This is a genomic window from Pantoea anthophila (assembly GCF_006494375.1).
Lineage (GTDB): Bacteria > Pseudomonadota > Gammaproteobacteria > Enterobacterales > Enterobacteriaceae > Pantoea > Pantoea anthophila.
Window position 1 is genome coordinate 112,831 of the sequence record NZ_VHIZ01000037.1, and the last position, 25,174, is coordinate 138,004.

Annotated in this window: 22 protein-coding genes, 1 pseudogene and 1 riboswitch; of the genes and pseudogenes, 10 read left to right on the forward strand and 13 right to left on the reverse strand. The window is 55.8% G+C overall.

Annotated elements, in window-relative coordinates; genetic code table 11:
• The first annotated feature begins 8 nt into the window (after positions 1 to 8).
• A complete protein-coding gene (locus tag FJW00_RS07710; RefSeq protein WP_140923421.1) occupies positions 9 to 1,634 on the forward strand; it encodes a cholesterol oxidase substrate-binding domain-containing protein in 1,626 nt (541 codons plus the stop codon).
• Between the two features lie 64 nt (positions 1,635 to 1,698).
• Here the strand turns inward: FJW00_RS07710 and FJW00_RS07715 are convergent, their stop codons facing one another.
• A complete protein-coding gene (locus FJW00_RS07715; protein WP_009092952.1) occupies positions 1,699 to 1,974 on the reverse strand; it encodes a hypothetical protein in 276 nt (91 codons plus the stop codon).
• A 413-nt stretch (positions 1,975 to 2,387) separates the two neighbouring features.
• On the opposite strand from FJW00_RS07715, the pseudogene FJW00_RS22455 reads away from it, so the two are divergent.
• The 4 genes and pseudogenes from FJW00_RS22455 to FJW00_RS07735 form a co-directional block, all read left to right on the forward strand.
• Positions 2,388 to 2,504, forward strand: a pseudogene (locus FJW00_RS22455) (hypothetical protein); the annotation flags it as partial.
• 162 nt (positions 2,505 to 2,666) lie between these two features.
• Complete coding sequence (gene licT, locus FJW00_RS07725) at positions 2,667 to 3,500, forward strand: BglG family transcription antiterminator LicT (RefSeq protein WP_009092953.1); 834 nt, start codon at positions 2,667 to 2,669, stop codon at positions 3,498 to 3,500.
• A 136-nt stretch (positions 3,501 to 3,636) separates the two neighbouring features.
• A complete protein-coding gene (bglF, locus tag FJW00_RS07730) occupies positions 3,637 to 5,499 on the forward strand; it encodes a PTS beta-glucoside transporter subunit IIABC (RefSeq protein ID WP_140923422.1) in 1,863 nt (620 codons plus the stop codon).
• A 12-nt stretch (positions 5,500 to 5,511) separates the two neighbouring features.
• On the forward strand, positions 5,512 to 6,906 hold the full coding sequence (locus FJW00_RS07735) for a glycoside hydrolase family 1 protein (RefSeq protein ID WP_140923423.1): 1,395 nt from the start codon (positions 5,512 to 5,514) through the stop codon (positions 6,904 to 6,906).
• A gap of 65 nt (positions 6,907 to 6,971) precedes the next feature.
• Here FJW00_RS07735 and FJW00_RS07740 read toward each other — a convergent pair whose 3' ends face one another.
• Positions 6,972 to 8,099, reverse strand: coding sequence for a Fic family protein (locus FJW00_RS07740; RefSeq protein ID WP_140923424.1), 1,128 nt, complete (start codon positions 8,097 to 8,099; stop codon positions 6,972 to 6,974).
• 519 nt (positions 8,100 to 8,618) lie between these two features.
• On the opposite strand from FJW00_RS07740, the gene FJW00_RS07745 reads away from it, so the two are divergent.
• Positions 8,619 to 10,559: a methyl-accepting chemotaxis protein gene (locus FJW00_RS07745; RefSeq protein ID WP_140923425.1), complete on the forward strand. Its 1,941-nt coding sequence runs from the start codon at positions 8,619 to 8,621 to the stop codon at positions 10,557 to 10,559.
• Between the two features lie 121 nt (positions 10,560 to 10,680).
• On the opposite strand, the gene FJW00_RS07750 is transcribed toward FJW00_RS07745, so the two are convergent.
• Genes FJW00_RS07750 through FJW00_RS07770 form a run of 5 tightly spaced genes read right to left on the reverse strand, consistent with a single transcriptional unit; the run spans position 10,681 to position 15,710 of the window.
• The gene (locus FJW00_RS07750; RefSeq protein WP_140923426.1) at positions 10,681 to 11,763 is read right to left on the reverse strand and encodes an ABC transporter ATP-binding protein; all 1,083 of its coding nucleotides are present in this window, start codon (positions 11,761 to 11,763) and stop codon (positions 10,681 to 10,683) included.
• A 2-nt stretch (positions 11,764 to 11,765) separates the two neighbouring features.
• Positions 11,766 to 12,713, reverse strand: coding sequence for a carbohydrate kinase family protein (locus FJW00_RS07755; protein ID WP_140923427.1), 948 nt, complete (start codon positions 12,711 to 12,713; stop codon positions 11,766 to 11,768).
• 2 nt (positions 12,714 to 12,715) lie between these two features.
• Entirely contained in the window at positions 12,716 to 13,555 is an 840-nt protein-coding gene (locus FJW00_RS07760) for a carbohydrate ABC transporter permease (RefSeq protein WP_046102671.1), read from the reverse strand.
• Positions 13,545 to 14,453: a carbohydrate ABC transporter permease gene (locus FJW00_RS07765; protein ID WP_009092961.1), complete on the reverse strand. Its 909-nt coding sequence runs from the start codon at positions 14,451 to 14,453 to the stop codon at positions 13,545 to 13,547. The genes FJW00_RS07760 and FJW00_RS07765 overlap by 11 nt, the downstream gene beginning before the upstream one ends.
• 9 nt (positions 14,454 to 14,462) lie before the next feature.
• The gene (locus tag FJW00_RS07770; RefSeq protein ID WP_009092962.1) at positions 14,463 to 15,710 is read right to left on the reverse strand and encodes an extracellular solute-binding protein; all 1,248 of its coding nucleotides are present in this window, start codon (positions 15,708 to 15,710) and stop codon (positions 14,463 to 14,465) included.
• Positions 15,711 to 16,003: 293 nt separating this feature from the next.
• Here FJW00_RS07770 and FJW00_RS07775 point away from each other — a divergent pair, with 293 nt between their 5' ends.
• Positions 16,004 to 17,173, forward strand: coding sequence for an ROK family transcriptional regulator (locus FJW00_RS07775; protein WP_009092963.1), 1,170 nt, complete (start codon positions 16,004 to 16,006; stop codon positions 17,171 to 17,173).
• A 40-nt stretch (positions 17,174 to 17,213) separates the two neighbouring features.
• On the opposite strand, the gene FJW00_RS07780 is transcribed toward FJW00_RS07775, so the two are convergent.
• From FJW00_RS07780 to FJW00_RS07790, 3 genes are all read right to left on the reverse strand, one after another.
• Positions 17,214 to 18,488, reverse strand: a complete 1,275-nt coding sequence (locus FJW00_RS07780; protein ID WP_009092964.1) for a Glu/Leu/Phe/Val family dehydrogenase — start codon at positions 18,486 to 18,488, stop codon at positions 17,214 to 17,216.
• A gap of 455 nt (positions 18,489 to 18,943) precedes the next feature.
• Positions 18,944 to 19,333 carry a DUF1090 domain-containing protein gene (locus FJW00_RS07785; RefSeq protein WP_009092965.1) on the reverse strand — a complete coding sequence of 130 codons (390 nt, stop codon included), beginning with the start codon at positions 19,331 to 19,333 and terminating at the stop codon, positions 18,944 to 18,946.
• A gap of 124 nt (positions 19,334 to 19,457) precedes the next feature.
• Positions 19,458 to 20,228, reverse strand: coding sequence for a MerR family transcriptional regulator (locus FJW00_RS07790; RefSeq protein ID WP_140923428.1), 771 nt, complete (start codon positions 20,226 to 20,228; stop codon positions 19,458 to 19,460).
• A 362-nt stretch (positions 20,229 to 20,590) separates the two neighbouring features.
• Between FJW00_RS07790 and FJW00_RS07795 the strand changes: the two genes are divergently transcribed.
• Positions 20,591 to 20,986: a hypothetical protein gene (locus tag FJW00_RS07795; protein ID WP_140923429.1), complete on the forward strand. Its 396-nt coding sequence runs from the start codon at positions 20,591 to 20,593 to the stop codon at positions 20,984 to 20,986.
• A gap of 44 nt (positions 20,987 to 21,030) precedes the next feature.
• Here the strand turns inward: FJW00_RS07795 and FJW00_RS07800 are convergent, their stop codons facing one another.
• Both FJW00_RS07800 and FJW00_RS07805 read right to left on the reverse strand, forming a co-directional pair.
• On the reverse strand, positions 21,031 to 21,504 hold the full coding sequence (locus FJW00_RS07800; protein ID WP_009092968.1) for a nuclear transport factor 2 family protein: 474 nt from the start codon (positions 21,502 to 21,504) through the stop codon (positions 21,031 to 21,033).
• A gap of 63 nt (positions 21,505 to 21,567) precedes the next feature.
• Entirely contained in the window at positions 21,568 to 22,002 is a 435-nt protein-coding gene (locus FJW00_RS07805; protein WP_009092969.1) for a 6,7-dimethyl-8-ribityllumazine synthase, read from the reverse strand.
• A 377-nt stretch (positions 22,003 to 22,379) separates the two neighbouring features.
• Between FJW00_RS07805 and FJW00_RS07810 the strand changes: the two genes are divergently transcribed.
• Positions 22,380 to 23,087, forward strand: coding sequence for a phage antirepressor KilAC domain-containing protein (locus FJW00_RS07810; protein ID WP_009092970.1), 708 nt, complete (start codon positions 22,380 to 22,382; stop codon positions 23,085 to 23,087).
• A gap of 151 nt (positions 23,088 to 23,238) precedes the next feature.
• Here FJW00_RS07810 and FJW00_RS07815 read toward each other — a convergent pair whose 3' ends face one another.
• A complete protein-coding gene (locus FJW00_RS07815; RefSeq protein WP_009092972.1) occupies positions 23,239 to 24,036 on the reverse strand; it encodes a MetQ/NlpA family ABC transporter substrate-binding protein in 798 nt (265 codons plus the stop codon).
• A 290-nt stretch (positions 24,037 to 24,326) separates the two neighbouring features.
• Here FJW00_RS07815 and FJW00_RS07820 point away from each other — a divergent pair, with 290 nt between their 5' ends.
• A complete protein-coding gene (locus tag FJW00_RS07820) occupies positions 24,327 to 24,713 on the forward strand; it encodes a cupin domain-containing protein (protein ID WP_140923430.1) in 387 nt (128 codons plus the stop codon).
• Between the two features lie 352 nt (positions 24,714 to 25,065).
• Positions 25,066 to 25,164, forward strand: a riboswitch (guanidine-I (ykkC/yxkD leader).
• Positions 25,165 to 25,174 lie beyond the last annotated feature (10 nt).

Here is a 25,174-nt window from a genome sequence, read left to right on the forward strand (position 1 = left end):
GACATTCTATGAGCAACCAGATTGCAACTGCATTCCCGTTAAAAACGTTCCGCACTGATTTTTTAAACTGGTCAAAAGAGACATCCGGAAAAAACATTCTCTCATGTTCACCTAAAACCAGTGCTGAATTACTCGATGTCATTAACTGGGCTGTTGATAATAAATTCAAAGTTCGCCCGGTAGGTATTCAGCATAACTGGTCAAGATTGACTATTGATAATAATGCTGACAACAGTGATGTTGTCCTGGTTGACATGACGAAACATCTTAATGCTGCAACGATAGTTAAACATGGTGATTACGGCTATGTCACGGCTCAGACCGGCATTCAGATGGAAGCTCTTGTTACTCTGCTTGAGAAAAAGAAATTGGGCTTTTATAGCATGCCTGCACCAGGCGATCTGACGCTTGGCGGTGTCCTCGCAATAGGAGGACATGGAACCGGCATCGCCTCTGTCAATGAAGAACGCCCCGCAGGGGGGAGCTGGGGAACCGTCAGCAATAACATTGTCGAACTCAAAGCCATTGTGTGGGATGACAAGCTTAAGCAGTACGTGTTGAAAACGTTCGAAAGAACCAACCCGGAGATATCAGCCTTTATGGTGCATGTCGGGAGAGCATTTATTTATGAAGTTAAACTTCAGGTGCCGCGCAACAAGCGTTTACGCTGCCAAAGTTTTGTCAATGTTCCCGCCGTCGAATTATTTGGTCAGGAGGGTGAAGGTATCAGAACCTATACCTCCTATCTGGATAAATGCGGGCGTGCTGAGATCATCTGGTTTCCGTTTACTACCACACCATGGTTAAAAATCTGGACAGAGTCTCCAGCCTACAACAGGATATCTAAACCCGTCCATTCTCCCTTTAACTATCCTTTTTCGGATAATATTCCTGTTCAGGTTTCCGATTTGGTCAGGAAGATTCACAATGGCTTTCCGGAACTCACACCTTCATTAGGAAACCTGATGTTCAATCTGGTCAATATCGGACTTGGTGCGACAATCAGTAGCGACCTGTGGGGGTGGAGCAAAGATGTCTTGATGTATATCAAGCCAGACACGCTTCGGGTGACGGCTAACGGCTATGTCATCATCACCCGCAGAGAGAACATTCAAAAGATACTCAGTGAATTTAAGGCGAAATATGAGAGCATGGTGGATATCTACAAAAAATCTAACGCTTATCCCATGAATGGTCCGATTGAAATTCGTGTGACCGGTTTAGATAATCCAGCTGATACCGATATTGCTGGTGCTGTTCCTCCTGCACTCTCCGCAGCCCGGCCTGTTGATGCTCACCCTGAATGGGATGTTGCAATCTGGCTGGATAATCTGACAATGCCTGGTACTCCTGACTCACTGAAGTTTTTCAGAGAGTTGGAAGAGTGGGTGTTCAATCACTATTCTGGCGATTATGCAACGGTACGCGTTGAGTGGAGCAAAGGCTGGGGATATTCAGAAAAAGATGCCTGGGATAATGAGACGGTTATCGACACCCTTATTCCTGATAGCTTAACTCAGGGTATCACCGATGGGTATGACTGGCGTTTTGCAAAAGCGACGCTCGATAAGTATGACCCTCACTACCTCTACTCTTCACCTTTAACCATGAGGCTTTTTAAAGCGACCCTGTAGTCATCATTCGGTCGCTATGAATGAAGCCACCTAAACGGTGGCTTCATATCCGGATAGCTTATTTTTAATCACCCCATTCCTCATTGAAATGGTAGTTAATCTGACTGGCATCGCCACCCAGCGCACTGCCTAATGAAGCAATCGTTGTAAATATAGCAAAGCCAATCGAGTCAAGGGCGTGATGAATGCTTCCTAAGCCGATGGCATCCAAAAGTCTCCCTGGAAAAGAGAGCAGGGGGGTATTGAATAAGTCGTTAATCAGCTTTACACCACCAACAATAATTTCACCAACGTTGCCACCTGAGACTGAGTTTACTTCGCTTATAGTAAGTTCACGCATTGAAATTTCCTTATCACAATAATAAATGGCAAATTTATTACAAAATAATTCCGCCTTCAATTGATGGTTGCATAAGCCAGACAGGCTGTCAATAATCCGGAAGCCAACCTCTTTTCATGATAAAATAATAAATCTTCTCCAGCCTGATATCCGGAAGGAGTCGTTTAAATTATTTGTCATTATTCAGGATGTCTATTTCCGGTTTTTTATTGTGCCGTCGCGATCTCAGTATCGGTGGCATGTTAATTCGCTCACGCTTTTTCTGAAACAGAAATTCCCCGGCTTTTCACTGCCCACGTTCGATATTAGTGTGGCCCCATCATCTGCAAAGGGTTATTACTGGTTAACAGGAAAAACCTGAGCGTTTCACGGTTTCTGCCACTGTGAGGCGCTCAGGTTTTTTTTGCCTTGCTCGTCCCTTCAGCTGGCTGGAACTGCAGCCCGGCATTCAGTACTGGCATCGCCCGGCGGGTATCGCCCGCACTCAGGATGCCTGGGTGACGGAACGTAAAACCGTGGTGACATTTTAAGTTTCCCTGTGGAGCAGGATCGCCGTCACGCTTTTCACTGAGGCAGATTGAGGTCCGCCTTAAAAATGGTAGAGTGCGCGTACTGGATTGTTACTGCTCAGGCAGGCAAAACCTGATTTCTGGCGTCAGCCGGAGGTCAGGTTTTTTGTTTTTGGGGTCTGGATGAAAATCGCCAAAGTGCTTAATAACAATGTGGTGGTGGTTCAGGACGAACAGGGACGTGAGCAGGTCGTGATGGGACGCGGACTGGCTTTTCAGAAGCGTGTCGGGGACAGTCTTGATACCGCGCAGATTGAGAAAGTATTCGCGCTGCAAAGCGATCTTCTGGTGCGCCGTCTTGAGGAGTTACTGAACCAGATCCCCGCTGAGGTCATGACGACCTGCGACCGCATTATCAACCTGGCAGCACAGCGATTAGGGAAACTGCAGGAGAGTCTCTACATCACATTAACGGATCACTGTTTCTTTGCCATCGAGCGGCAGAAGAAGGGGCTGGCGATAAAAAACGTGCTGCTCTGGGATATCAGGCGACTCTATCCCCGGGAGTTTGAGCTGGGTCAGGAAGCCCGCGCCATCATTGCCCGTCGTCTGAATGTGGAACTGCCTGAGGATGAAGCCGGATTTATCGCGCTTCATCTGGTAACGGCTCAGCTCAACAACGAAATGCCGGAAGTGATGGATGTGACGCGGGTGATGCAGGACGTTCTGCAACTGGTGAAGTATCAGCTGCAGCTGGACTATGACGAGTCATCGCTGAGTTACCAGCGGTTCGTCACCCATCTGAAGTTTTTTGCCCAGCGGATGCTGACACGAACCGTCGTTGATGACGATGATGTGTCACTCCATACCGCGGTCAAAGAGAACTATCCCAAAGCGTGGAAATGCGCGGTGAAGATCGCGCAGCATCTGCAGCAAAGCTATCAGCGCGATCTGACAGCGGAAGAGATGATGTTTCTCGCCATTCATATCGAACGGGTGAGAAAAGAGGGGCGTTAACCCCCTGAACCTGGATTGTTACTGCGTAGTGCAGGCAAAACCTGAGCGCGGCCTCTGAAAAGAGGTCGTTCTCAGGTTTTTTTATTTTTGGCTCCCTCAACGGATGTCTGCGGACATCGCTTGTAAGGAAAGAGAGATGGAATATCAGAAACTGGCGCAGGAGATCCTCAGCCATGTGGGTGGTAAAGCGAACATCGTCAGCCTGGAGCATTGCGCCACCCGGCTTCGTTTCAGACTGAAAGAGAGTCAGAAGGCGGATGCGGAGGCACTGAAGAAAAACCCGGGTGTGATTATGGTGGTTGAAAGCGGCGGTCAGTTCCAGGTCGTCATCGGCAACCATGTGCATGCGGTCTGGCAGGCGGTTCGCGCTGAAGCGGGACTGCGCGATGACGCCCCTGTCGCAACGGATGAAAACGCCAGTGGCGGTAATCTCTTCAGCCGGCTTATCGACATTATTTCAGGTATTTTCACCCCTTTTATCGGCATTCTGGCCGCTTCGGGCATTCTTAAAGGCCTGCTGGCCCTGGCTGTGGTCTGCGGCTGGCTTTCCGTTGAGAGCGGCACCTATAAAATCTGGTTTGCTGCCAGTGATGCGCTGTTCTTCTTTTTCCCGCTGGTGCTGGGTTACACCGCCGGTAAGAAGTTTGGTGGCAATCCCTTCATCACCATGGTGATCGGCGGGGCACTCACCCATCCGACCATGATCGCCGCCTTTAATGCCAGCCAGCAGACCGGCGCAATGGCGGACGCGTTTCTGGGTATCCCTGTCACCTGGTTCAACTACAGTGCGTCGGTCATTCCGGTGATTCTTGCCGCGTGGGTGAGCTGCTGGCTGGAAAAACAGAGCAACAGGCGGCTTCCTGCCTCAATGAAGAACTTTTTTACGCCCCTGATCTGCCTGGGCGTTACCGTGCCGCTCACTTTTCTGGTGATTGGCCCCGTGGCCACCTGGCTGAGCATGATGCTGGCCAACGGCTACCAGTGGATTTATGCGCTGGCCCCCTGGCTGGCTGGCGCCGCCATGGGTGCGCTGTGGCAGGTCTGTGTGATCTTTGGTCTGCACTGGGGGCTGGTGCCTCTCATGATCAACAACCTGGCGGTGCTGGGGCACGACTCAATGCTGCCGATGCTGCTACCCGCCGTCATGGGTCAGGTTGGCGCCGCGCTGGGGATTTTCCTGCGCAGCCGTGATGCCCGGCAGAAGGTGCTGGCTGGCTCGTCCGTGACGGCAGGGATTTTTGGAATTACCGAACCGGCTGTGTATGGTGTCAATCTGCCGCTGCGTCGTCCCTTTATTTTTGGCTGCGTGGCGGGTGCTATCGGCGGGGCGATTGTCGGCTTCAGCCACACACACGTTTACTCCTTTGGCTTTGCCAACATCTTCACGATTGCTCAGATGATCCCGCCCGGCGGGGTCGATGCCACGTTATGGGGCGGGATTGCCGGAACAGTGCTGGCGCTGTTTCTGAGCTGCGGCATGACCCTGCTTGCCGGTATGCCCAAAGCCGCCCCCCCTGTGGCGGCGACACCCCTCTCCTCAGACGAAAACGCGATCCTTTCCCCGCTGTCTGGCACCGTGCTGGCGCTCGATAAGGTGCCGGACGCCACGTTCGCCAGTGGCCTGCTGGGACGCGGTGTCGCCATTATTCCGCTTGATAACAAAGTCATCGCGCCGTTTGGCGGTGAGGTCGCCTCGCTGTTCCAGACCCGGCACGCCATCGGCTTACTGAGTGATAGCGGCGTCGAGCTGTTGATCCACGTCGGCATCGATACGGTGAAGCTCGACGGCAAGCCGTTTATCGCACACGTCAGCGCAGGCGACAAAATTCAACCGGGCGATCTGCTGCTGGAATTTGATCGTCAGGCGATCCTTGATGCCGGCTATGACCTGACCACCCCCATCATTATCAGTAACAGCGATGACTACGCTGATGTCATCACGGCTGCAGCCAGCACCGTGACGGCCGGACAACCGTTACTCAGCCTCAGCCATCAATAACAGGAGAACAGCATGAAAACTTTCCCGGATTCATTTTTATGGGGCGGCGCCGTTGCCGCAAATCAGGTGGAAGGGGCCTGGCGTGAGGCGGGTAAAGGCCTTTCGACCTCCGACCTTCAGCCGCAGGGGATTTTTGGTCCGGTATGCGAGCGGGGCCCAGGCAGTCAAAGCCTCAAGGATGTGGCGATTGATTTTTACCACCGCTATCCGGAGGATATCCGCCTGTTTGCCGAGATGGGTTTCAGCTGCCTGCGGGTCTCAATTGCGTGGACACGCATCTTTCCGCAGGGTGATGAGCAGCAGCCTGAAGAGGCGGGTCTGGCTTATTATGACCGGCTGTTTGACGAGCTGGCCGCGCACAACATCACGCCACTTGTGACACTGTCACACTATGAAATGCCCTGGGGGCTGGTGAGGCAGTATGGGGGCTGGGGCAATCGGCGGGTAATTGATTTCTTCAGTCACTACGCCCGCACGGTATTTACCCGTTACCGGCATAAAGTCAGACTCTGGCTGACCTTTAATGAGATTAACATGTCGCTGCATGCTCCGCTGACCGGGGTGGGTCTGCCGGAAACCGCCAGCAAAGGGGAGGTGTATCAGGCGATTCATCATCAGCTGGTCGCCAGCGCGCTGGCGGTAAAAGCCTGCCATGAAATTATCCCTGACGCCCAAATCGGCAACATGCTGCTGGGTGGGCTGGTCTATCCATTGAGCTGCAAACCCGAAGATGTTCTCGAAGCGCTGCAGGAGAACCGGACATGGCAATTCTTTGGCGACGTTCAGTGCCGTGGCGCTTATCCGGGCTACATGTTGCGCTTCTTCCGCGACAACCATATTGCCCTGGAAATCACCGACGCCGACCGTGAAGCGCTGAAATCGACCGTCGATTTCATCTCTTTCAGCTACTACATGACCGGCTGCGTCACCGCCGATGCCGCGCTGAATCAGCAGCTGCGGGGCAATATCCTGAGTATGGTACCGAACCCCCATCTGCCCGCGTCTGAATGGGGCTGGCAGATTGATCCAATCGGCTTGCGCACGCTGCTCAATCTGCTGTGGGATCGCTATCAGAAGCCGCTGTTTATCGTTGAGAATGGGCTAGGCGCGAAAGATAAACCCGATGCCACCGGGGTCGTGCAGGATGACTACCGCATCAGCTACCTCAACGATCATCTGGTGCAGGTCCGTGAGGCGATTGAAGATGGCGTGGAGGTTATGGGCTATACCAGCTGGGGCCCGATCGATCTGGTCAGCGCATCGAAAGCCGAACTCTCTAAACGCTACGGATTTATCTACGTCGATCGCGATGACAACGGTGAGGGTTCACTGGCGCGCAGCCGCAAGAAAAGCTTCTACTGGTATAAAGAGGTCATCGCCACCCGTGGAGGATCGCTGAAAGGGTGATCGCCGCGGGAAAGCGACATCGCGCTGCCTGCGATCTCTTTTCCCTCCGTGCAAAACCGGCTGAGTCAGGGTGTCTCGCCGGTATTAACCTGATAGCGGGTGCTCCTGCCGCCGCCTTCCAGACGGTAAAGGCACCCTTTTTCGACCAGATCCGCCAGATGTCGGGTTGCAGTCGCTTTACTGACTTTTGCCACCTTCTGATACTGACTGGCGCTGATCCCCTGTTCAAATCCCTGCTCGCCGCCATCCAGCAGCCGGTTCAGCACTTTAACCTGCTCCTGACTCAGTCCCGTTCCCTGATAGCGCAGCCAGAATCGCGCCTTAATCTGCGTGCGGTCAATCACGCTCATCGCCTGTTGCAGGCTCTCATCAAGGATATCCAGAAACCACACCAGCCAGCGGGTGATGTCGGTGTCACCTTTTTGCGTCTGTTCCAGAATGCGGTAATAGTCCGCACGGTGCGCCAGAATGGCGGGAGACATGGCGTAGAGACGGATACTCTGACTGTCGGCCTGCGCCAGTGCCAGGTCGGTAAGTGCCCGCGTGATGCGGCCGTTGCCGTCATCAAAGGGATGCAGGGTCACAAACCAGAGGTGACAGATCGCGGCCCGCAGCAACGGGTCGAGCATGACGTCCTGCTGGCTCTGGTTAAACCACGCTATAAACTGCGCCAGCTGCGGCTCCAGTCCGTCACGCGGCGGGGCTTCAAAATGGACAGTAGGCCGGTCGATACGCCCTGAGACCACCTGCATCGGCTCGCTGCCACGCAACATCCCGACGCTCAGACGCTGCACCGTCCATTCATCTGCCGGAAACAGCCAGTGATGCCACTGATACAGTCGCTCCATCGTCAGCGGCTGGCTGCGATTGTTGATCGCGTCCAGCATCATCGCCGCCAGGCCCTCTGAGCGGTCAGAGACCGGCCAGGGCTGCTCTTCCGTGACGCCCAGCCGCCGCGCCAGCGACGAGCGGACCGACTGCACGTTAACCCGCTCCTCTTCAATGGCCGATGAGGAGAGGATATTACTGAGCAGGGTATCCAGCGTCTGGCTTTCGCTGTCGGGGTGCAGACTGGCGCGGCCCAGCAGCAGGCCTCGCTGCTGCTGCAGATGGCGCAGGCGCGGTAACAGCACGGCATCCTGCCAGTGAAAGTGGGGCCAGTCGGCCTGTTGCCAGATCCAGTGGATGTTCATCGTCAGCTCAGGGTCAGGGAATGAGCCGAATCACGCATCTTATTCGGCTCATAGAATGAGTCGATAATAGCAAACATTCGGCTCACAGAATACGCTGGCGGACCTGAAGAAAGAAAAAGGGCCCGAAGGCCCTGTCTGTTTAGCGGGAGAACTGAATAAAGGTGTCTGAGTAGTAATGTACAATCCAGGCAACATAAGCCAGCCAGATAATTAACCCACCTGTTAAACCGAATTTACCAATCATTGATTTCTCTCCACAGTGATAAGGGTCTGCAGCAATGTTTTACATAAACTGACAGTTGTGGAGAGCGGCTGTATTGTCGCAGATCAAAAAAATCCCGTTCATCATTCACGACATAATCCCTTAGCGATCAATTTCCCCGAAATAATCAGGCGGCGTTCTGCGTGCCGCAGGCTGAGCGCAGGGTAAAGTTCAAAAAAACGCCGCCGATAGATGATCTCAGGAGCACTATAACCACAAGGAGGTAAAGAGCAGGATCATTTCCAGGGGAAAAAATTATGTCCAGTTCGTTACTAAAAAATAAAAAAATGAGTACCCGTGCGCAGATGCTGCTCATGGGCGGTTTAACCATCACGCTGGGCTTTACCGTCACCATTGGTGTCCTCAGCTGGCAGTCCGGTAAAGAGCAGAAAGCGCTGGCAGAGAAGTATCTGCAGCAGATTGCCCAGAGCCGGGGTCTGCAGGTGCAGCAGGAGCTGACACATGCACGCGATGTGGCCAGTCATCTTGGACAAAGTCTGATCGCTTTACCGCATGCAGGCATTACCGATCGCAAGGCAGCGGACAAAGTGATGGAATATGCGCTGCGCGCCAATCCTGAGTATCTGTCGATGTCAGTGATATTCGAACAGAATGCGTTCGATGGCCGCGATGCGGAGTTCGCCACCCAGCAGGGTCAGGCGCCACAGGGCCGCTATGCCTGGTTTGTTGACCGTGATGCCTCAGGCCATTACGCCATGCATCCTCTGCTTTCTTACCTCACGCCGGGACAGGGCGACTACTATCTCATCCCGCAAAAGTCTCAAAAAGATACGCTTACCGAACCCTATAGCTACGCCTATAACGGCGTGCCGACATTACTCACCTCTGTTGCTGCGGTGATTATGGATCAGGGCACGCTGAAAGCGGTCGTCACGTCAGATATTTCGCTGGCCTCGCTGCAAGCGAAAGTGAACCAGATTAAACCCTGGCAGGGCACCGGCTATGCGCTGCTGCTCTCCAATGGCGGCAATGTGGTCTCATCGCCGGTTAAAGAGGAGGCCGGAAAACCCTGGAAAGGCCAAACCGATAACTTTACCTCGAAGGTGGTGCAGCATTTTGATGGGGTACTGGGTGAAGAGGCGCTGGTCACCTGGCAGCCGGTCGTGATCGGCAACAGCGATAAGCCCTGGTATCTGGGTGTGGTCGCGCCGGTCAGCCAGGTGATGGCCGCCGCCAACCGCCAGCTGATGTGGGCGGTGATCCTGATGGTGGTGAGCATTCTGCTGGTCGGTACGGTGCTGGGTATGCTGTTCAGCCGTAAGGTGCTGCGTCCGATTGGCGGCGAGCCGATTGAAGCGGCTCAGATCGCGCTGGCGGTAGCCGATGGCAAACTGGATAACGCGATTGCCGTGCAGAAGGGCGATCGCAGCAGCCTGTTCTTTGCCCTTGAGACCATGCAGACCCAGCTGCGACAGATTGTCGGACAGATTAAAGATGCCAGCGAATCAGTGCGTCAGGGAGCAGGGGAAATTGCCAGCGGCAACCTCAACCTGGCGTCGCGCACCGAGGAGCAGGCTGCTGCGCTGGAGCAGACCGCCGCCAGCATGGAGCAGATTAGCGCCACGATTCGTCTGAACGCCGACAACGCACAGCAGGCGACCAGCCTGACCGAAAACGCCACGCACATCGCCAGCCGCGGTGCCACGCTGGTCGGTGAGGTCGTGCAGACCATGGCGCAGATTGATGACAGCTCGAAGAAAATTGGCGATATCACCACGATGATCAACAGCATCGCTTTCCAGACCAATATTCTGGCGCTGAATGCGGCAGTGGAAGCGGCGCGTGCTGGTGAACAGGGACGCGGCTTCGCCGTGGTCGCCAGTGAGGTGCGTAATCTGGCCCAGCGCAGTGCCAACGCTGTGAAAGAGATTGGCGCGCTGATCGAAGAGTCAAGCGTGCGGGTCGAAAGCGGCGTCCGGCTGGTGAACGATGCCGGTAAGACCATGCAGGAGATGATGCAGGCGGTGAACTCGGTGCAGGGGATTATCGGTGAGATTGTCACTGCCTCTGACGAGCAGGCGCGTGGCATCAGTCAGGTCACTATTGCCGTCAACGAGATGGATGGTACCACCCAGCAGAACGCCGCGCTGGTGCAGCAGATGTCCGCCGCCGCCAGTTCACTGGAGGATCAGGCGCAGCAGCTGGCGCAGACGGTGGAGCAGTTTCACCTGGCATAAAACGCACTGACAACGCCGTCGCTGCGGGACAGGGCGATGGCGCAGACCTCTTCCGCAAAGTCGCAACACCCGCCATCCCTGGCGGGTTAGCCCTCTGTGTGGGCTGTCTGATGCAGATTCATTACGCCTCTGTCAGGCGCTCACCGCTGATGGCATCAAACAGGTGCATCCTGTCCGGATTAACCGTTACCGGCAGCGTGCCACCCGGCACGGCATCACTGCGGCCGCTCAGCTGCATATGCAGCAAAAATCCCTGCCACGTCAGATGTAACAGCGTCGACTCCCCCGTAATCTCAACGATATTCACCGTCGCCGGTTGCCCGCTGACATCGGTGATCAGATCGTGAGGGCGCACGCCCAGCGTGACCGGCTGACCCGCCTGCTGCTGTGCGGCACGGTGCCAGCGGGAAGGGAGCCGCAGCCACTGCTCACCACAGCAGACGCCAGGCACGGCGTCCCGTACTTCAAAGCGGGCATCCAGCAGATTCATCGGCGGTGAGCCGATAAACCGCGCCACGAAGGTGTTAACCGGGCGATCATAAATCGCCAGCGGCGCACCCTGCTGCACGATAACGCCATCCTTCATCACCACGATCTGATCGGCCAGGGTCATCGCTTCGACCTGATCGTGGGTGACATAAACCATGGTGGTTTTAAAACGCTGATGAAGCGATTTGATTTCGGCGCGCAGCTCCATCCGCAACTGCGCATCCAGGTTTGAGAGCGGCTCATCGAACAAAAATACCTGCGGGTTGCGCACCATCGCCCGGCCCATCGCCACGCGCTGCCGCTGTCCGCCCGATAAAGCCCGGGGATAGCGCTGCAACAGCTGATCGATGCCGAGAATGCCCGCAATGCGGGCGATTTTGCTCTTCTGCTCCTCGCGCTTCACCTTTTTCACCTGCATATGAAACGCCAGGTTCTCAGCGACGGTCAGGTGCGGATAGAGCGCGTAGCTCTGAAACACCATCGCGATATCCCGGTCGGCGGGGTCGAGATCGTTGATGCGCTTTTTGTCGAGCAGGATGTCGCCGTCAGAGACGCTATCCAGACCGGCAAGCAGCCGCAGCAGGGTGGATTTACCGCAGCCGGAGGGACCGACCAGCACGGTAAAAGTGCCGTCAGGAATGGTTAAATCCAGCGGCTGCAGTACGTTCTGTTTACCGTAGCGCTTCGCCACCTGTACAAGTTCAACACTGGCCATGGTCAGCGCACCTCATTTGAAAGTTGGAGTTGTTGCCAGCTGGGATAGCGGCGCGGTGAGCTACTGATTGCCTGTGACGCCACGTCAATGCCCCAGCGCAGGGCGGTATGAGAGGAGTGCTGATAGAGCAGAGCCGTGAGAAAACCGGCATTGAAACTGTCCCCCGCACCGATGGTGTCGACCACCGTCACCGGTTGTGCGGCGGCGAATTGCACAGAGGCGGCAGACCAGAGGCGTGCGCCCTCCGCGCCGCACTTGATCACACATCCGCCGCGGCCGCTGAGCCGGGCTGACAGCTGTTTGCCGCTCTGCTCCAGCAGCTCTGCGCCCGCCAGACCCAGCGCCTCCACCTCATTCAGCAGCAGCCAGTCGCAGTCCGCTAACCATGCCGCAATCTGTAAGCGAAGGGCATCGCTCCAGCCCGCTGGCGGCCAGCCGGTGTCCACCGCCACACAAAAACCACGCTGCTGTAAGGTGGCCAGCAGCGCGGGATAGTGTGCATAAAGTTCCAGGCAGAGAAAGGTGCCACACAGCAGCACGATGTCACCCGGGATGGCCTGCGGCGGCAGCTGAGCCAGCACATCGTCGACGGTCAGCAGGGTGATGTGCCCGTAGTTGCTGAGAAAGGAGCGTTCGTTATCGGGGTGAGTCACGCCCACCGTCAGTGACGTCTCGCAGGCGTAGCGCGGCCACTGCTTCGCGCTGTGCGGAAAATGGCTGGCCAGCCAGTGACTCAGACCATCATTACCCTGGTTGGCGATAGCGCGATGCGGCACCTGCATCGCCTCCAGCGCCAGCGCGCAGTTTCCGGCCGAGCCGCCGGGCCGAAGCTCACTGTGCTGCAGCATCACTTCGGTGCCGCGCTGCGGCCAGTCACTGAGCGTACTCATGATTAAATCGACGTTGATATTGCCCACCACATAGAGGGTGGCGACAGTGGAATGGTTCATAGTTATCCCTTACTTCCCCCGCTGGTGAGGCCACTGACCAGCGTTTTCTGCAGCCAGATGGCGATAAACAGAGGCGGTACCGATGCCAGAATGCCAATGGCGGCGATCAGCCCGTCATCTGTCGCCCGTCCGGCGGTAAAACCGGCGATGGCGACCGGCAGGGTCTGGGCCGACAGATTGCTGGTGAACAGCAGCGCGTAAAAAAACTCATCCCAGGCGAGCAGCCAGCCAAACAGGGCAGCGGCACCCAGCACCGGTTTTGCCAGCGGCAGCGTGATGCGCAGCAGAACCTGCCAGAAGCGCAGGCCATCCAGCCGGGCTGCCTGTTCGATATCACGGGGCAGGGCGTCGAACTGATTCTTCAGCATCCAGGTCAGAAACGGCAGGATCAGCGAGCAGTAGACCATCACCAGACCGGGACGGGTGTTGAGCAGACCCAGCTGTTGCAGCAGGAAGTAGAGCGGCAGTACAAAGGCCACGGGCGGCACCATATAGATCGCCAGGGCGCCGGAAAGCCAGGCATCGCGACCGCTGTAGCGTGAGAAGCTGAACGCCGCCGGGATCGCCAGCAGCAGGGAGATCGCCGTGGCGACCGACGCGACCAGCAGGCTGTTTCCCAGCGCATGCAGGAAAATCGCGCCCGGCTGGCCAGGTGCCAGCGAAATCAGCCCCTGATAGCGGCTGAAATCCCACTGGCGCGGCAGCCATTCTAACGGCACCCGGGAGAGATCGCTGGCGGAACTGACGCTCATCAGAAACAGCCAGCCCATCGGGGCGAGAATGCTGAGGGCGACCAGCAGCGCAGCCCCGTAACGCAGCCCCTGGCGCAGTTTAGTTTTCATAGGCGGAACTCCGGCGGCGCTGATGCCATAACATCAGCAGATAGAGCGTGATCAGCAGGGCGCACATCAGGGTCATCAGGATCGCGTAGGCAGCGCCGCTGCCCGCGCGCAGGTAGCTGAACGACTCCTGATAGACGAAGAAGCTCAGGGTTTTGGTGCTGTCCACCGGCCCGCCGCGCGTCATCACATAGATGATGTCAAAAATTTTAAAGGCATCGATGGTGCGCAACACCAGCGCCACGCCCAGCGGCGCGACAATCGCCGGGAAGGTGATCGCCCGGAAACGACGCCAGGCGGAGGCCCCATCCAGTCGCGCCGCCTCAAACAGATCGTCGGGGATCGACTGCAGCGCAGCCAGCACCAGCAGGGTCACCAGCGGATAGTTTTTCCAGATGTCTGCAAACATCACCGCATTCAGCGCGGCATCCGGCGACCCCAGCCAGCTGCGATAGCCGTCAATAATGCCCAACTGGGTGAGCAGGGCGTTGATGCTGCCGTAGTCGGGGTTGAAGTTCAGCCGCCACATCATGGCGTTGACAATCGTAGGCAGCGCCCACGGCAGGATCACCAGCACCCGCAGTACGTTGCGTCCGTGGAATCGCTGATTCAGCAGCAGCGCCACCAGCACGCCGATGATCCCTTCACAGATGACAGAAACCACGGTGAAATAGAGGGTACGCCAGATCGAAGCCCGGAAATCGGGATCGCTCAGCGCATAGAGGTAGTTTTCCAGCCCGACCCAGCCTGGCGTTTCCCCGCTGCCAATCAGCGCAGCATCGGTAAAGCTGAGCCAGATTGTGCGCACCAGGGGCCAGGCGGTCAGCAGCAGCATTACCAGCAGCATGGGTGCCAGCAGCACCCATGCCTGACGCTGTTCGCGTTGACGCAGACTCAGCATCATCACTCCTTAACGCAGCCGGGCGGCGCTTTTATCGACCGTCGCCATCGCATCCTGAGCCGACGTTTTGCCCAGTAACACCTGCTGCAACTGCTGCTGGAGCTGGTTCGACAGGCGCGAGTAGTCGGCCGTCTCAGGACGTGACAGCATCACGTTAAGCGATTTATCCGCCGCGGCGATCAGACTCTCCTGACCTTTTTTCACCGCCTCATCCTGATAAGACGATTTCCAGATCGGCAGGCTGAGTTTCGCATACTGATTCTGCACCGGCTGAGAGGTCATATAGCGGATGTACTGCCACGCTTCATCCGCATGGCTGCTGCCTTTGGTGATACCCAGCCCCATTGAGCCGTTGACCGCACCCACTTTGCCCGGTGCATCCCCCGGCGCAGGCATGATGCCCACCTCACCCGCCACTTTGCTCTGCTTTGGATCGTTGGCCATGTTGTACATGTAGGTCCAGTTCAGCGCGAACGCCGCATCGCCATTGGAGAACGATTTACGCACATCCTCTTCCAGATATTCACGCGACGCCGGATTGCTCAGCCCCTGATCGAGTGAGCTTTTCATCAGCGCCAGCGCCTTCAGAGAGGCCGGGCTGGAAAAGCTGAGCTTGCCGTTCTGATAAAACTGGCCGCCAAAGCCGGAGACCAGCGTGGTGTAATCACACACCAGCGCTTCCGCCTGAGACCAGCTCCAGACGAGCGGATAGGTGACGATCTTTTTCTCTTTAATGATTTTCGCGTCATCCAGCACCTGCTGCCAGGTCTCTGGCAGCGTCGTAATGCCCGCTTTCGCCAGCATCGCTTTGTTGTAATAGAGGTACTTGGTGTCGAGGATCCACGGCATGCCGAGCGTTTTGCCTTTGAAGACCACCGTGTTCATCGCACCCGGGAAAACCTTCTCTTTTTCGTCGGGGGTAATGCGTGATGAGACATCCTGCAGCAGATCGAAACGGCTGAATTCTGCCGGCCAGATGGCATCGAACAGCACCACGTCATAACCATTGCCGCCCGCACCGCGCGCCGCCACGATCTTGTCATGCAGGGCTTCATAGGGAACAAACTCCAGATTGACGCTGACATCCGGATGCGCTTTCTGAAAGTTCTGCGTCATGGCGCGGATATCATTTTCGCTGTAGGCGGCCTGCGTCATAAACAGGGCATTAATCTGCGTGGCCGCCGCTGCGCTGCCTGCGCTTAACATCAGTAAGGCGGCAAAGCCGGCTTTGAGTCGGGGGGTATAACGCTGTGACATGGTCTTCTCCACTATGCAGCAACAGGCTGTCGGTTAATTAAATCAATTTGATTGATTTAATCAGAGGCGTAATGGTCAGCGGGCAGGCTGACCTGTCAGGAATTAAGCAAAGGACGTGCCAGTAAAGGGCGGTAACAGTAACAACGTCGTAACAACGCTGGCGCCCAGCCTGCGCTTTTATCGCCGCCTTGCCTATCCTGAACCGCAGAAATTGCGTACACGATCAAAGATATTGTTTGCCTCCATTCCTCCGCATACCAATACTGTGAGGTCGCGCTGTAAGGGAAAACAACATGAGAACCTCGGGCACCAACCTTGAACATGCGCGGGCGCATAACCGCCGTGTGGTGATTGAAGCGATTCGTCTGCATGGTGAGCTGACCCGTGCCGAACTGGCACGGCTGACGGCGCTGACGCCGCAGACCGTCTCCAACATCGTGGCAGAGCTGGAGCAGGCTGAACTGCTGACCAGCCGCCAGCCACGCCGCAGCGGGCGTGGTCAGCCCTCCATTCCGGTCACGCTGAATCCGACCAGTGCCTGGTCGATAGGGATTCACCTCGATCACCAGACCCTGCTGCTGGTTCTGGTCGATCTCAGCGGCGAAGTCCACTTCCGCCGCCTCCTGCTGGTGCAGAAGCCCCAGCCTGCTGCTACCCTGGCGTGCATTGCTGACGTGCTGACGGAGATGCGGGCCTTTCTCGGCGCGCAGTGGCAGAAAGTGTTAGGCATAGGCGTGGTGATGCCGGGACCGTTTGGCGTAGAGGGCATCTCATCGGTGGGGCCGACCACCCTGAACGGCTGGGAGCAGGTCGATATTGAAGCTGAACTTGGCGCGATCAGTGGCCTGCCGGTGACGCTGGAGAATGACGCCACCGTGGCCGCCATTGGTGAACGGTTTCATGGCATCGCCCGTCAGCTTAACTCCTTTATCTATCTCTATATCGGCACCGGCCTGGGCGCAGGGATCTTCACCGATGGCCACATCTACACCGGCCATGCCCATAACGCGGGGGAGATCGGCCACATCGTGGTCGAGCCGGGCGGGCGCGACTGCTATTGCGGCAATCAGGGCTGTCTTGAGCGTTATGTCTCGTTACAGGCTGCCTATGAGTTCTGCGGCCTCGATCCGATGCGGGCGCTGCCTGACGACCTGCTGCAGATTGATCCTGCGCGTTTCAGTGCCTGGATTGAAAGCATAAAGACGCCACTGCGCCAGGCAATCAATATTCTGGAGTCGGTGTTTGATGCAGAAGCGGTGATTATCGGCGGGATGATGCCCGCGCCGTTGCTGGAGCAGATGGTCGCGCAGTTACCGCCGCTCTATCAGTCGGTACGCGGACGCTATCTGAATGCGATGCGACTGAAGACCGGCATGACCGGCAGCGATACCGCCGCGCTGGGTGCCGCCGCGCTGCCCATCTTCGATGAGTTTAACCCGCAGTTTCAGGTGCTGATGAAGTAGAGAGGAAATGGCGCTGTTGCAGACAACAGCGCCACCGGGATCAGCCCGGATAGATCCCGCGATCTTTACGCGCCATCAGGATACGCTCACACGCCACGATGTAGGCCGCGGTGCGCAGCGAGCAAGCTTTCTCTTTCGACTTGTCCCAGACGTGAACCATCGCTTCTGTCATGATCTTGTCTGAGCGACGATTGATCTCATCTTCACTCCAGAAGAAGCTGGCCATGTCCTGCACCCATTCGAAGTAGCTGACGGTTACGCCGCCCGCATTGCAGACCACATCCGGCACCACGATAATGCCGCGTGAAGCGAGCATGTCGTCGGCGTCAGGGTAGGTGGGGCCGTTCGCGCCTTCCAGCACGATTTTGCAGCTCAGCACCTCAGCACGCTCACGCGTAATCTGACCTTCCAGCGCCGCCGGGATCAGAATGTCCATCTCCGTCGTCCAGAACGCCTCTTTCTCGATGCTCTGCGCGCCCGGGAAACCGGCGATCTGCTTGTGCGCAATCTGCCATTCCGTCAGGGCTGCCATGTCGATACCGTCGGCATTGAACAGGGTGGCCGTGTGATCCTGAATCACCACCACGCGCGCGCCCGCCTCATCAAACAGTCGGGCCGCTTCACTGCCGACATTACCAAACCCCTGAACCGCCACGCGGGCACCTTCTATTTCAATGTCTGCGCGACGCGCCACTTCGCGTCCGGTGATAAACACCCCGCGGCCGGTGGCTTTCTCACGGCCCAGCGAGCCGCCCAGATGAATGGGTTTACCGGTGACGACGCCGGTGACGGTGGTGCCGAGGTTCATGGAGTAGGTGTCCATCATCCACGCCATCACTTTACCGTTGGTGCCGACATCCGGAGCCGGGATATCTTTCTGCGGCCCGATGATGATGCCAATCTCACTGGTATACCGGCGTGTCAGACGCTCCAGCTCGCCCTCAGAAAGTTTAAAAGGATCGACGCGGATGCCCCCTTTAGCGCCACCGTAGGGCAGGTTGACGGCCGCACACTTGATGGTCATCCAGGCGGAAAGCGCCATGACTTCGTTAAGGTCGACATCCGGATGATAGCGAATGCCCCCTTTGCCGGGACCGCGTGAAAGGTTGTGCTGAACGCGATACCCTTCAAAATGGCGAATTGAGCCATCATCCATCTGCAGGGGAATGTCGACAATCAGTGCCCGCTTGGGATGACGTAAAGTATCTATCCAACGTGAAAGATCGCCCAGATAGGGCGCAACCCGGTCGATTTGCTGCAGGTAGGTTGACCAGGCAGATGTGCTGCTTTCAGACGCATAAGATAACTTATCCATAAAAAACCTTTCTTAATGAAGTTATTTATTGTGTGGAGCCGTGGATGACGCGCGCATTGTTTTGCGCCGTCATAATCTAACACTCCTGAAACAAATAAGATGTGGCAGGCGCCCGGTCCTGACCAGGTTATGCCCCATTCCGGGGCAGAAAAAGTGAATAGTTTGCTGATTACACCCCCTGCGGGGCGAATAATGATGCGCACGAAGTGCGTATTTTGTGCATAGCGTGAGAAAACTCGCTATCTTTCAATTCTTTGAAGGCGTTCAAAAAGTTAAAGAATTGATCGACGCGATATTGACTTTATTGCACCAATTAAGTGCATGAGAATAAGTAATCAACCGATTACATTAAGTAATGGATAAAAGGTGAATAGCGGTGATTATTCAGCAGGTTAGGAAACAGCCGGGAAAAGTTAAAAAATAAGAGGCCAGCGCTGCTGGCTGGCCTTATCAGATTAGTGAGTCAGCGCCTGTTCCGCTTCCTTCAGATCCTGACGCGCCTCAGCAAGCTTCTCTTCACGCTTGCGGATTTTGCTGGCACTGCGTTCTTCGGCTTTAGCCTGAGCCAGTTCCTGTTCGCGCTCCTGAACCTTGCTGCGCTTTTCGGCCACTTTTTCCTGACGCTGCTTCAGCAGGCCGCTTTCGGTGCAGTGCTCTTCAACTTCACGCCGCGCTTTTTCCAGCCCGGCAATCTGGTGAGAATTATTGTGCTGTCGGGCAAAGGAGAGCTGCGTCTCAATCTCCTGCTTTTTCGCTGCACAACCGGTTAACGCAGAGTCGGCATGCGCCGCCGTGAAGGTCAGGGGCAGCAGGCAAAGGCTGAGGGCCAGTAAGGTCTTTTTCATTGTCGTCTCATCTGTGAGTCAGGAGGTGGAGACAACAGTATACGAAGCCGCCTTAAGCGGTTCTTAACAGAAAAAAATATTCACTGGCGCGGAAAAAGCGGAGAGGGGGAAAGGCTGCCTGCTGTCAGGCAGCGCTTGAGGCGGTTGACCGGGAAAGGCTAAGGCGGCAATCAGGACCACTGAGCATGACGGGATACCCCTGCTGACTCTGCTGTCTGAAATAGTCCTGCATCACCTGACTGATGCCGGCACCACACCACATGACATGATGCGCATGGCGTCCGGTGTTAAACGCCGGTTGTCCGCTGGCACTGGCATCCACCTCGACAGTAAAACCCATCGCGGTCAGACGAATGGCTTCCAGCCAGATTTCGGTTTTGTCCATGACGCTTACGGCTTCGAGAAACAGCGGAACAGAGGCGTGGTTTCGCGCCGCGTCACGCATCATCAGGTCAGCCTGCTGCTGCACCGTTTTTTCAAACCGGGCAAGACGGCGTGTGGCCCCCTGACGCCGGTCTGCGTGAAGCCAGACACTCAGAGGGCGCAGCAGATTAATAATGAAGTCATCACCGCTGTAGTTACCGGACATATTGTTCATCTGGCGCGAAAGCGACAGGGGTGTCCCGAACTCAAGCTGCCAGAGCATGTCACCTTTACGCGCCGCCCAGCCGTGGGTCATGATCGAGGTGGCGGTCTGCTGACCCTGTCTGATCTCCTCAGGCGTCGCGCCCGTGGCAGTTAAGTCAACCAGCGTGCGGATTTCACTGAGCTGTGCATCACTCCAGTGTTCAGCGTGTTGTCTGGGTGTCAGTAACCCCTGCTTCACCCAGCGCTTCAGGTTCGCAGGATGCGTGCCGGTTATTGCACAGACCGTTTCCGTTGTATGAAAAAGCATATCGTGCCCTCTGTTGAGGGAATGGCCGCCGGGGTTAACCGGGGATGAACGTCTACTATGAACCTGATAACCGCTAATGAACAGGGGGGCTCCGGAGGAAAAACAGCAGCCACGCGGCGTGACGCTGCGCTTATTCGTCGTGAGCAGCCGGGTAAATTGAGGCTGATCAGCAGGTTAAAAAATCTGCGGCCCGTGAAAAAAAAGACTGTTTATTTATTCAGTAAAAATTCTTTACGCAACTATACCAGGCAAACCAGGGATATTTTAACTTTTTTAAGAGGATACCGATCTCTCCTCCTCTTTTATCTGCCAGGCAAACGACTAAAATATGGGGTTCTGATGATCAGGAGAAAGAGTGCCCAATGCCTTATCGTTTTACCTTCGCCGCGTTGACGGTTACTGCGTTATTAACCGGCTGTGCGAAACAGACGCCCAGCGATACGCCAGATGAATTTGCTGCGGGTCCGACGCAGATTGATGTTTCACACGTTAAAACCCGTGCCGATGATGGTTCAAGCGTCTTCCTGACGGTAGATGGCAAAGATGCCGGTAAATTACCGAATGGCGAAAGCATGCTGCTGCACGTTCCGGCCGGAAAACACCAGATTGGCGGTTATGTACCGACGCTGTTCGGGATGGGGCGCGTCACCATCGCACCGGTGGAAGTGACCACGTCACCTCAGGACGTCAAAAAAGTGGCCTATACGGTCACCCGTAACAAAGCCACCTTTGTCGAGAATAAGGACGAGCAGGGCTGAGCAGAGGACAGCGGAGAGCAACGCTTTCCGCTGAACGCGCCGCGTTATAAGCCGAGTTCACTCAGGGAAGGGTGATCGTCAGGCCGGCGTCCCTGCGGCCAGTGGAAAAGCCGCTGCGCTTCGCTGATTTTCAGATCGTTAATGCTGGCAAAGCGCTGCTTCATCAGACCCTGCTCGTCAAACGCCCAGTTCTCATTGCCGTAAGAGCGATACCACTGCCGCCGCTCATCGTGCCATTCATAGGCAAAGCGCACCGCTATCCGGTTTTGATCGAAACTCCACAGCTCCTTAATCAGCCGGTACTGCTGCTCCCGCTGCCATTTTTGCTCCAGAAAGGCGATGATCTCACTGCGGCCGGTCAGGAAGGTATCGCGGTTGCGCCACTGGCTGTCCACAGAATAGGCCAGGGCTACCCGCCCGGCATCGCGGCTGTTCCAGCCATCCTCAGCCAGACGCACTTTCTCTGCCGCCTCTTCAGGCCGGGTAAAAGGGGGTAAGGGCGGACGTGAAGTTTCCAATATTTCTCCTTAACGGCGCAAAGGCCCGGATGTTATCGCTAACCGGGCTGAGTTACGTCCATATTAAAGTTCAAGCGCGTGGATCTGGCAGACGGCACGGGCCGCTTCCTGACCTTTTTTCACGAAGTGCTGGGTGTAGAAGTCGATAAACTCCGCCGAAGGCTGGAAGTTATGCGGCGTCAGGGAGACCGAGAAGACCGGCACGTTGGTGGCCAGCTGGGCCTGCATCAGACCACTCACCACCGCCTGAGCCACAAAGTCATGGCGATAGATGCCGCCATCCACGACCAGCGCCGCGCAGACAATCGCATCAAAGTTGCCGGTCTGCGCCAGACGCTGTGCCAGCAGCGGCATCTCAAATGCGCCTGGCACATCCCAGGTTTTGATCTCATAGGAGGTTCCCCGGCTCTCCAGCTCCTGTTCAAATCCGGTCAGAACCTGAGAAACGATTTCGCTATGCCAGTTAGCTTTAATAAAGGCGACTTTCAACGGCTGCATGACTTACTCCAGTAAAAGGTAATATCCCGTGGTAATGAGCGCGATGACGTCCCTGAACCCCGGATGAAACGTTAAGCCGGACAGGCCGGTAACCTGCTGACTCTCATCACTATACTGTAATGTAAACAGTCTGTGTCCACCATTGTCATTATGTGTGAATAACCTTTCCTCCCTTTGCGGGGATTAAACCCTGTCAGACAGCCGCCAGAGCCGTTCAGACGTCTGATCCTGCCCGCAAAATCCCTTTCACCGCCCGGTTTGCGTAACAGCTTCCGGTTATGAAACTGCTTAAATAAAATACTGGATATCTGAACAGTATTTTGTATAATAAATGGACTGCCCGCCGGGTATTGGTAGCGTTAGCGAGGGGTGAACCCATGATGATTTCGACTGAAAGCCTCAAATCTCTGGAACAATCGGTCACAATGAGCAGCCGTGAGCTGGCTCAGATGACCGGTATTACACATGGAGAAGTGAAGCGGTTAATCAAAAGTCTGGAAACGGCTCAGCGTCTTTCTCAGCCGCTCAAAGTGAATGACTATGAGCGCGAAGGGGAGGTGCGTCAGGAGTACCGCCTGAGCAAGCGTGACTCCCTGCTGGCCGTGGCACGCCTGTCGCCAGGCTTTACGGCCGAAGTGCTGGATCGCTGGCAGGACCGGGAAAGAACCACCCATCTGCCGGACTTTACCAACCCGGCTGAGGCTGCACGTGCCTGGGCTGAACAGTTTGAACAGCGTCAGGCGGCGGAGCAGCAGCTGGCTCTCTCCGCGCCTAAGGCCGCCTTCTTTGATAACTTCGTTCAGGTGGATGACTCGCTGGGCTTTCGTCAGCTCTGCAAAATGCTGAAAGCGAAAGAGCCGGAGTTTCGTCAGTTTCTGCTGGAGCGCAATATCATGTACCGCGCCAAAGGTACCCTGACGCCGCAGCATTACCATCTGCAGGCCGGCTACTTTACGCTGCACACCGGCACCGGCGAAAACCAGCACGCCTTCTCACAGGCGCGTTTTACTGCAAAAGGGGTGAAATGGGTGGCAAGCCTGTGGGCAGCGCATCTTTCCGCTCAGCCAAAAGGGGCCGCTGCGTAGCGGTGCCTCTGGCCTGGCGGGCTGGCGCGGCGTGACTGGCAGAGGTTAAGGCGCAGGCATCCGCTCATACATACTGTGCTGACATAAAAAAGGCCGCATCGGAATGCGGCCTTTTTTGATTTTCCTGATCCCAGGGATGCGTTGCTGGCGATTACCAGCCTTTAATTGCATCGCCTTTATAAACTTCTTCCGCTTTAGCCGCGACTTCAGGCGACTGCAGCGCCGCTTTCAGCTTCTGAATTTTATCGCTGTCTTTATTGTCTTCGCGTGAAACCAGGGCATTGACGTAAGGCGAAGAGGCGCTCTCCATAAATAAACCATCGCGGTGAGCGGATAATCCTGCCTGAGCCGAGAAGTTCGTATTAATGATCGAGAACGCCACGTTCGGATCATCCAGCGTGCGGGTCAGCTGCGGCGTATCCACTTCAACCAGTTTCAGGTTTTTAGGATTTTCGATGATATCCAGTGAGGTGGGTAAATAACCCACACCCTCTTTCAGCTTAATCAGGCCCTGCGCCTGCAGCAGCAGCAGGCTGCGTCCCAGGGTGGTAGCTTCGTTAGAGATGGTCACTGTCGCACCATTCTGCAGCTCACTGATGTTCTTGATTTTGTGCGAATAGGCAGCAATCGGGAAGACGAACGTCTTGCCAACTACCGCAAATTTATAGCCGCGCTCTTTAGACTGATCTTCCAGATAAGGCAGGCTCTGGAAAGCGTTGGCGTCGACTTCCTTGTTATTCAGCGCTTCGTTCGGCAGTACATAGTCATTGAAGTTCAGCACTTCGACATCGAGCTGATATTTATCTTTTGCAACCTGTTTCACCACCTGCCAGATCGCTTCGTCCGGCCCGGTATTAATCGCCACTTTGACTTTGTTATCGTCATCTTTAGAGCAGGCGGATAATAATAAAACAGAACTGGCCAGTAATGCGGCAAACAAACCTTTCATTATCAGAAATCCCTCAGAGAATTGATGGCTTCAAAGATAATACAGAAATGTCAGGTTGCGAACTGACGGAGGGATATATCTTATAACCATATACCGGATATTGTTCATTAATTCATCGGGCTGGCGGCTTATGCCCGTGAATTAACCGATGCCATTCACGGCTGTCCGGGCGGTTTTATTCCTCTGGCGCACTCATCCGGTCAACATCCCCTCAGCCAGTACGCGCATTCTCTTCTACGCTTAAAGCCTGCGGTTCGCAGCATTGCATTGATTGTTAACAGGGAATACTGATGTCAAAAGATGAAGAGAACGGGATCGAAGCGGTTGAAGTCATGCGCAGCGGGGAGGCCTGGAACGGAGAGGTCATTGAATCCTATCCGCAGGGCGAGCCGGAACTGACCGTAATGCGCCTGTCACTGCCTGCCCATACGTCATTGCCGTGGCACACGCATCCGATGCCGAATGCGGCGTTTATCCTTTCAGGCACCCTGATTGTGGAAGACAAAGCGAGCGGGGAGCAGCGTACCTTCCACGCCGGAGAGGCGCTGAATAAGACGGTTAACAGTGCGCACCGCGGCTACACCCTGGAGGAGCCCGCCGAGCTGGTAATTACCTATGCCGGGGTCAAAGGACAGGCGCTGACCGAGCCACTGCCGGGGGAACCCGAAGAGTTCTGACACCCTTGCAAAAACGGCGGTGCAGCGCGCTGCCGTTATTCATCCCGCCCGCAGCGCCGCCGCTATTCACTTCCCTGATAAGCGATTCGCCAGAGCCTGCATATCCACATCCTGAAACCGCTGTTTTAGCGACAGGCGAGGCGCGTCACAGCTGAGTTCACGTGCGCTCAGAAATGGCATCGTGAAGAGGAGTGAATCCCGGCACTGATTATGTGCAACGCACGCTGCTGACTCACCATCACGGGGCCTGCCGTTTTACAGCCTTTATAAGTGCATGATTAAATAGAATTTAAATTCTGGTACGCCAATTGCAATAACCCGTTCAGTAAGCAGCGCACTACACAACTGATACTGAATAGCTGGCTAGGGTTCCGGTTCACGCAGGTGAATGTCTGGTCCGAGAGCTGGCGACCTCTGCGAGGTTACACGGCGGGACAAAAGCCCGGGAGACAGCGGCACCA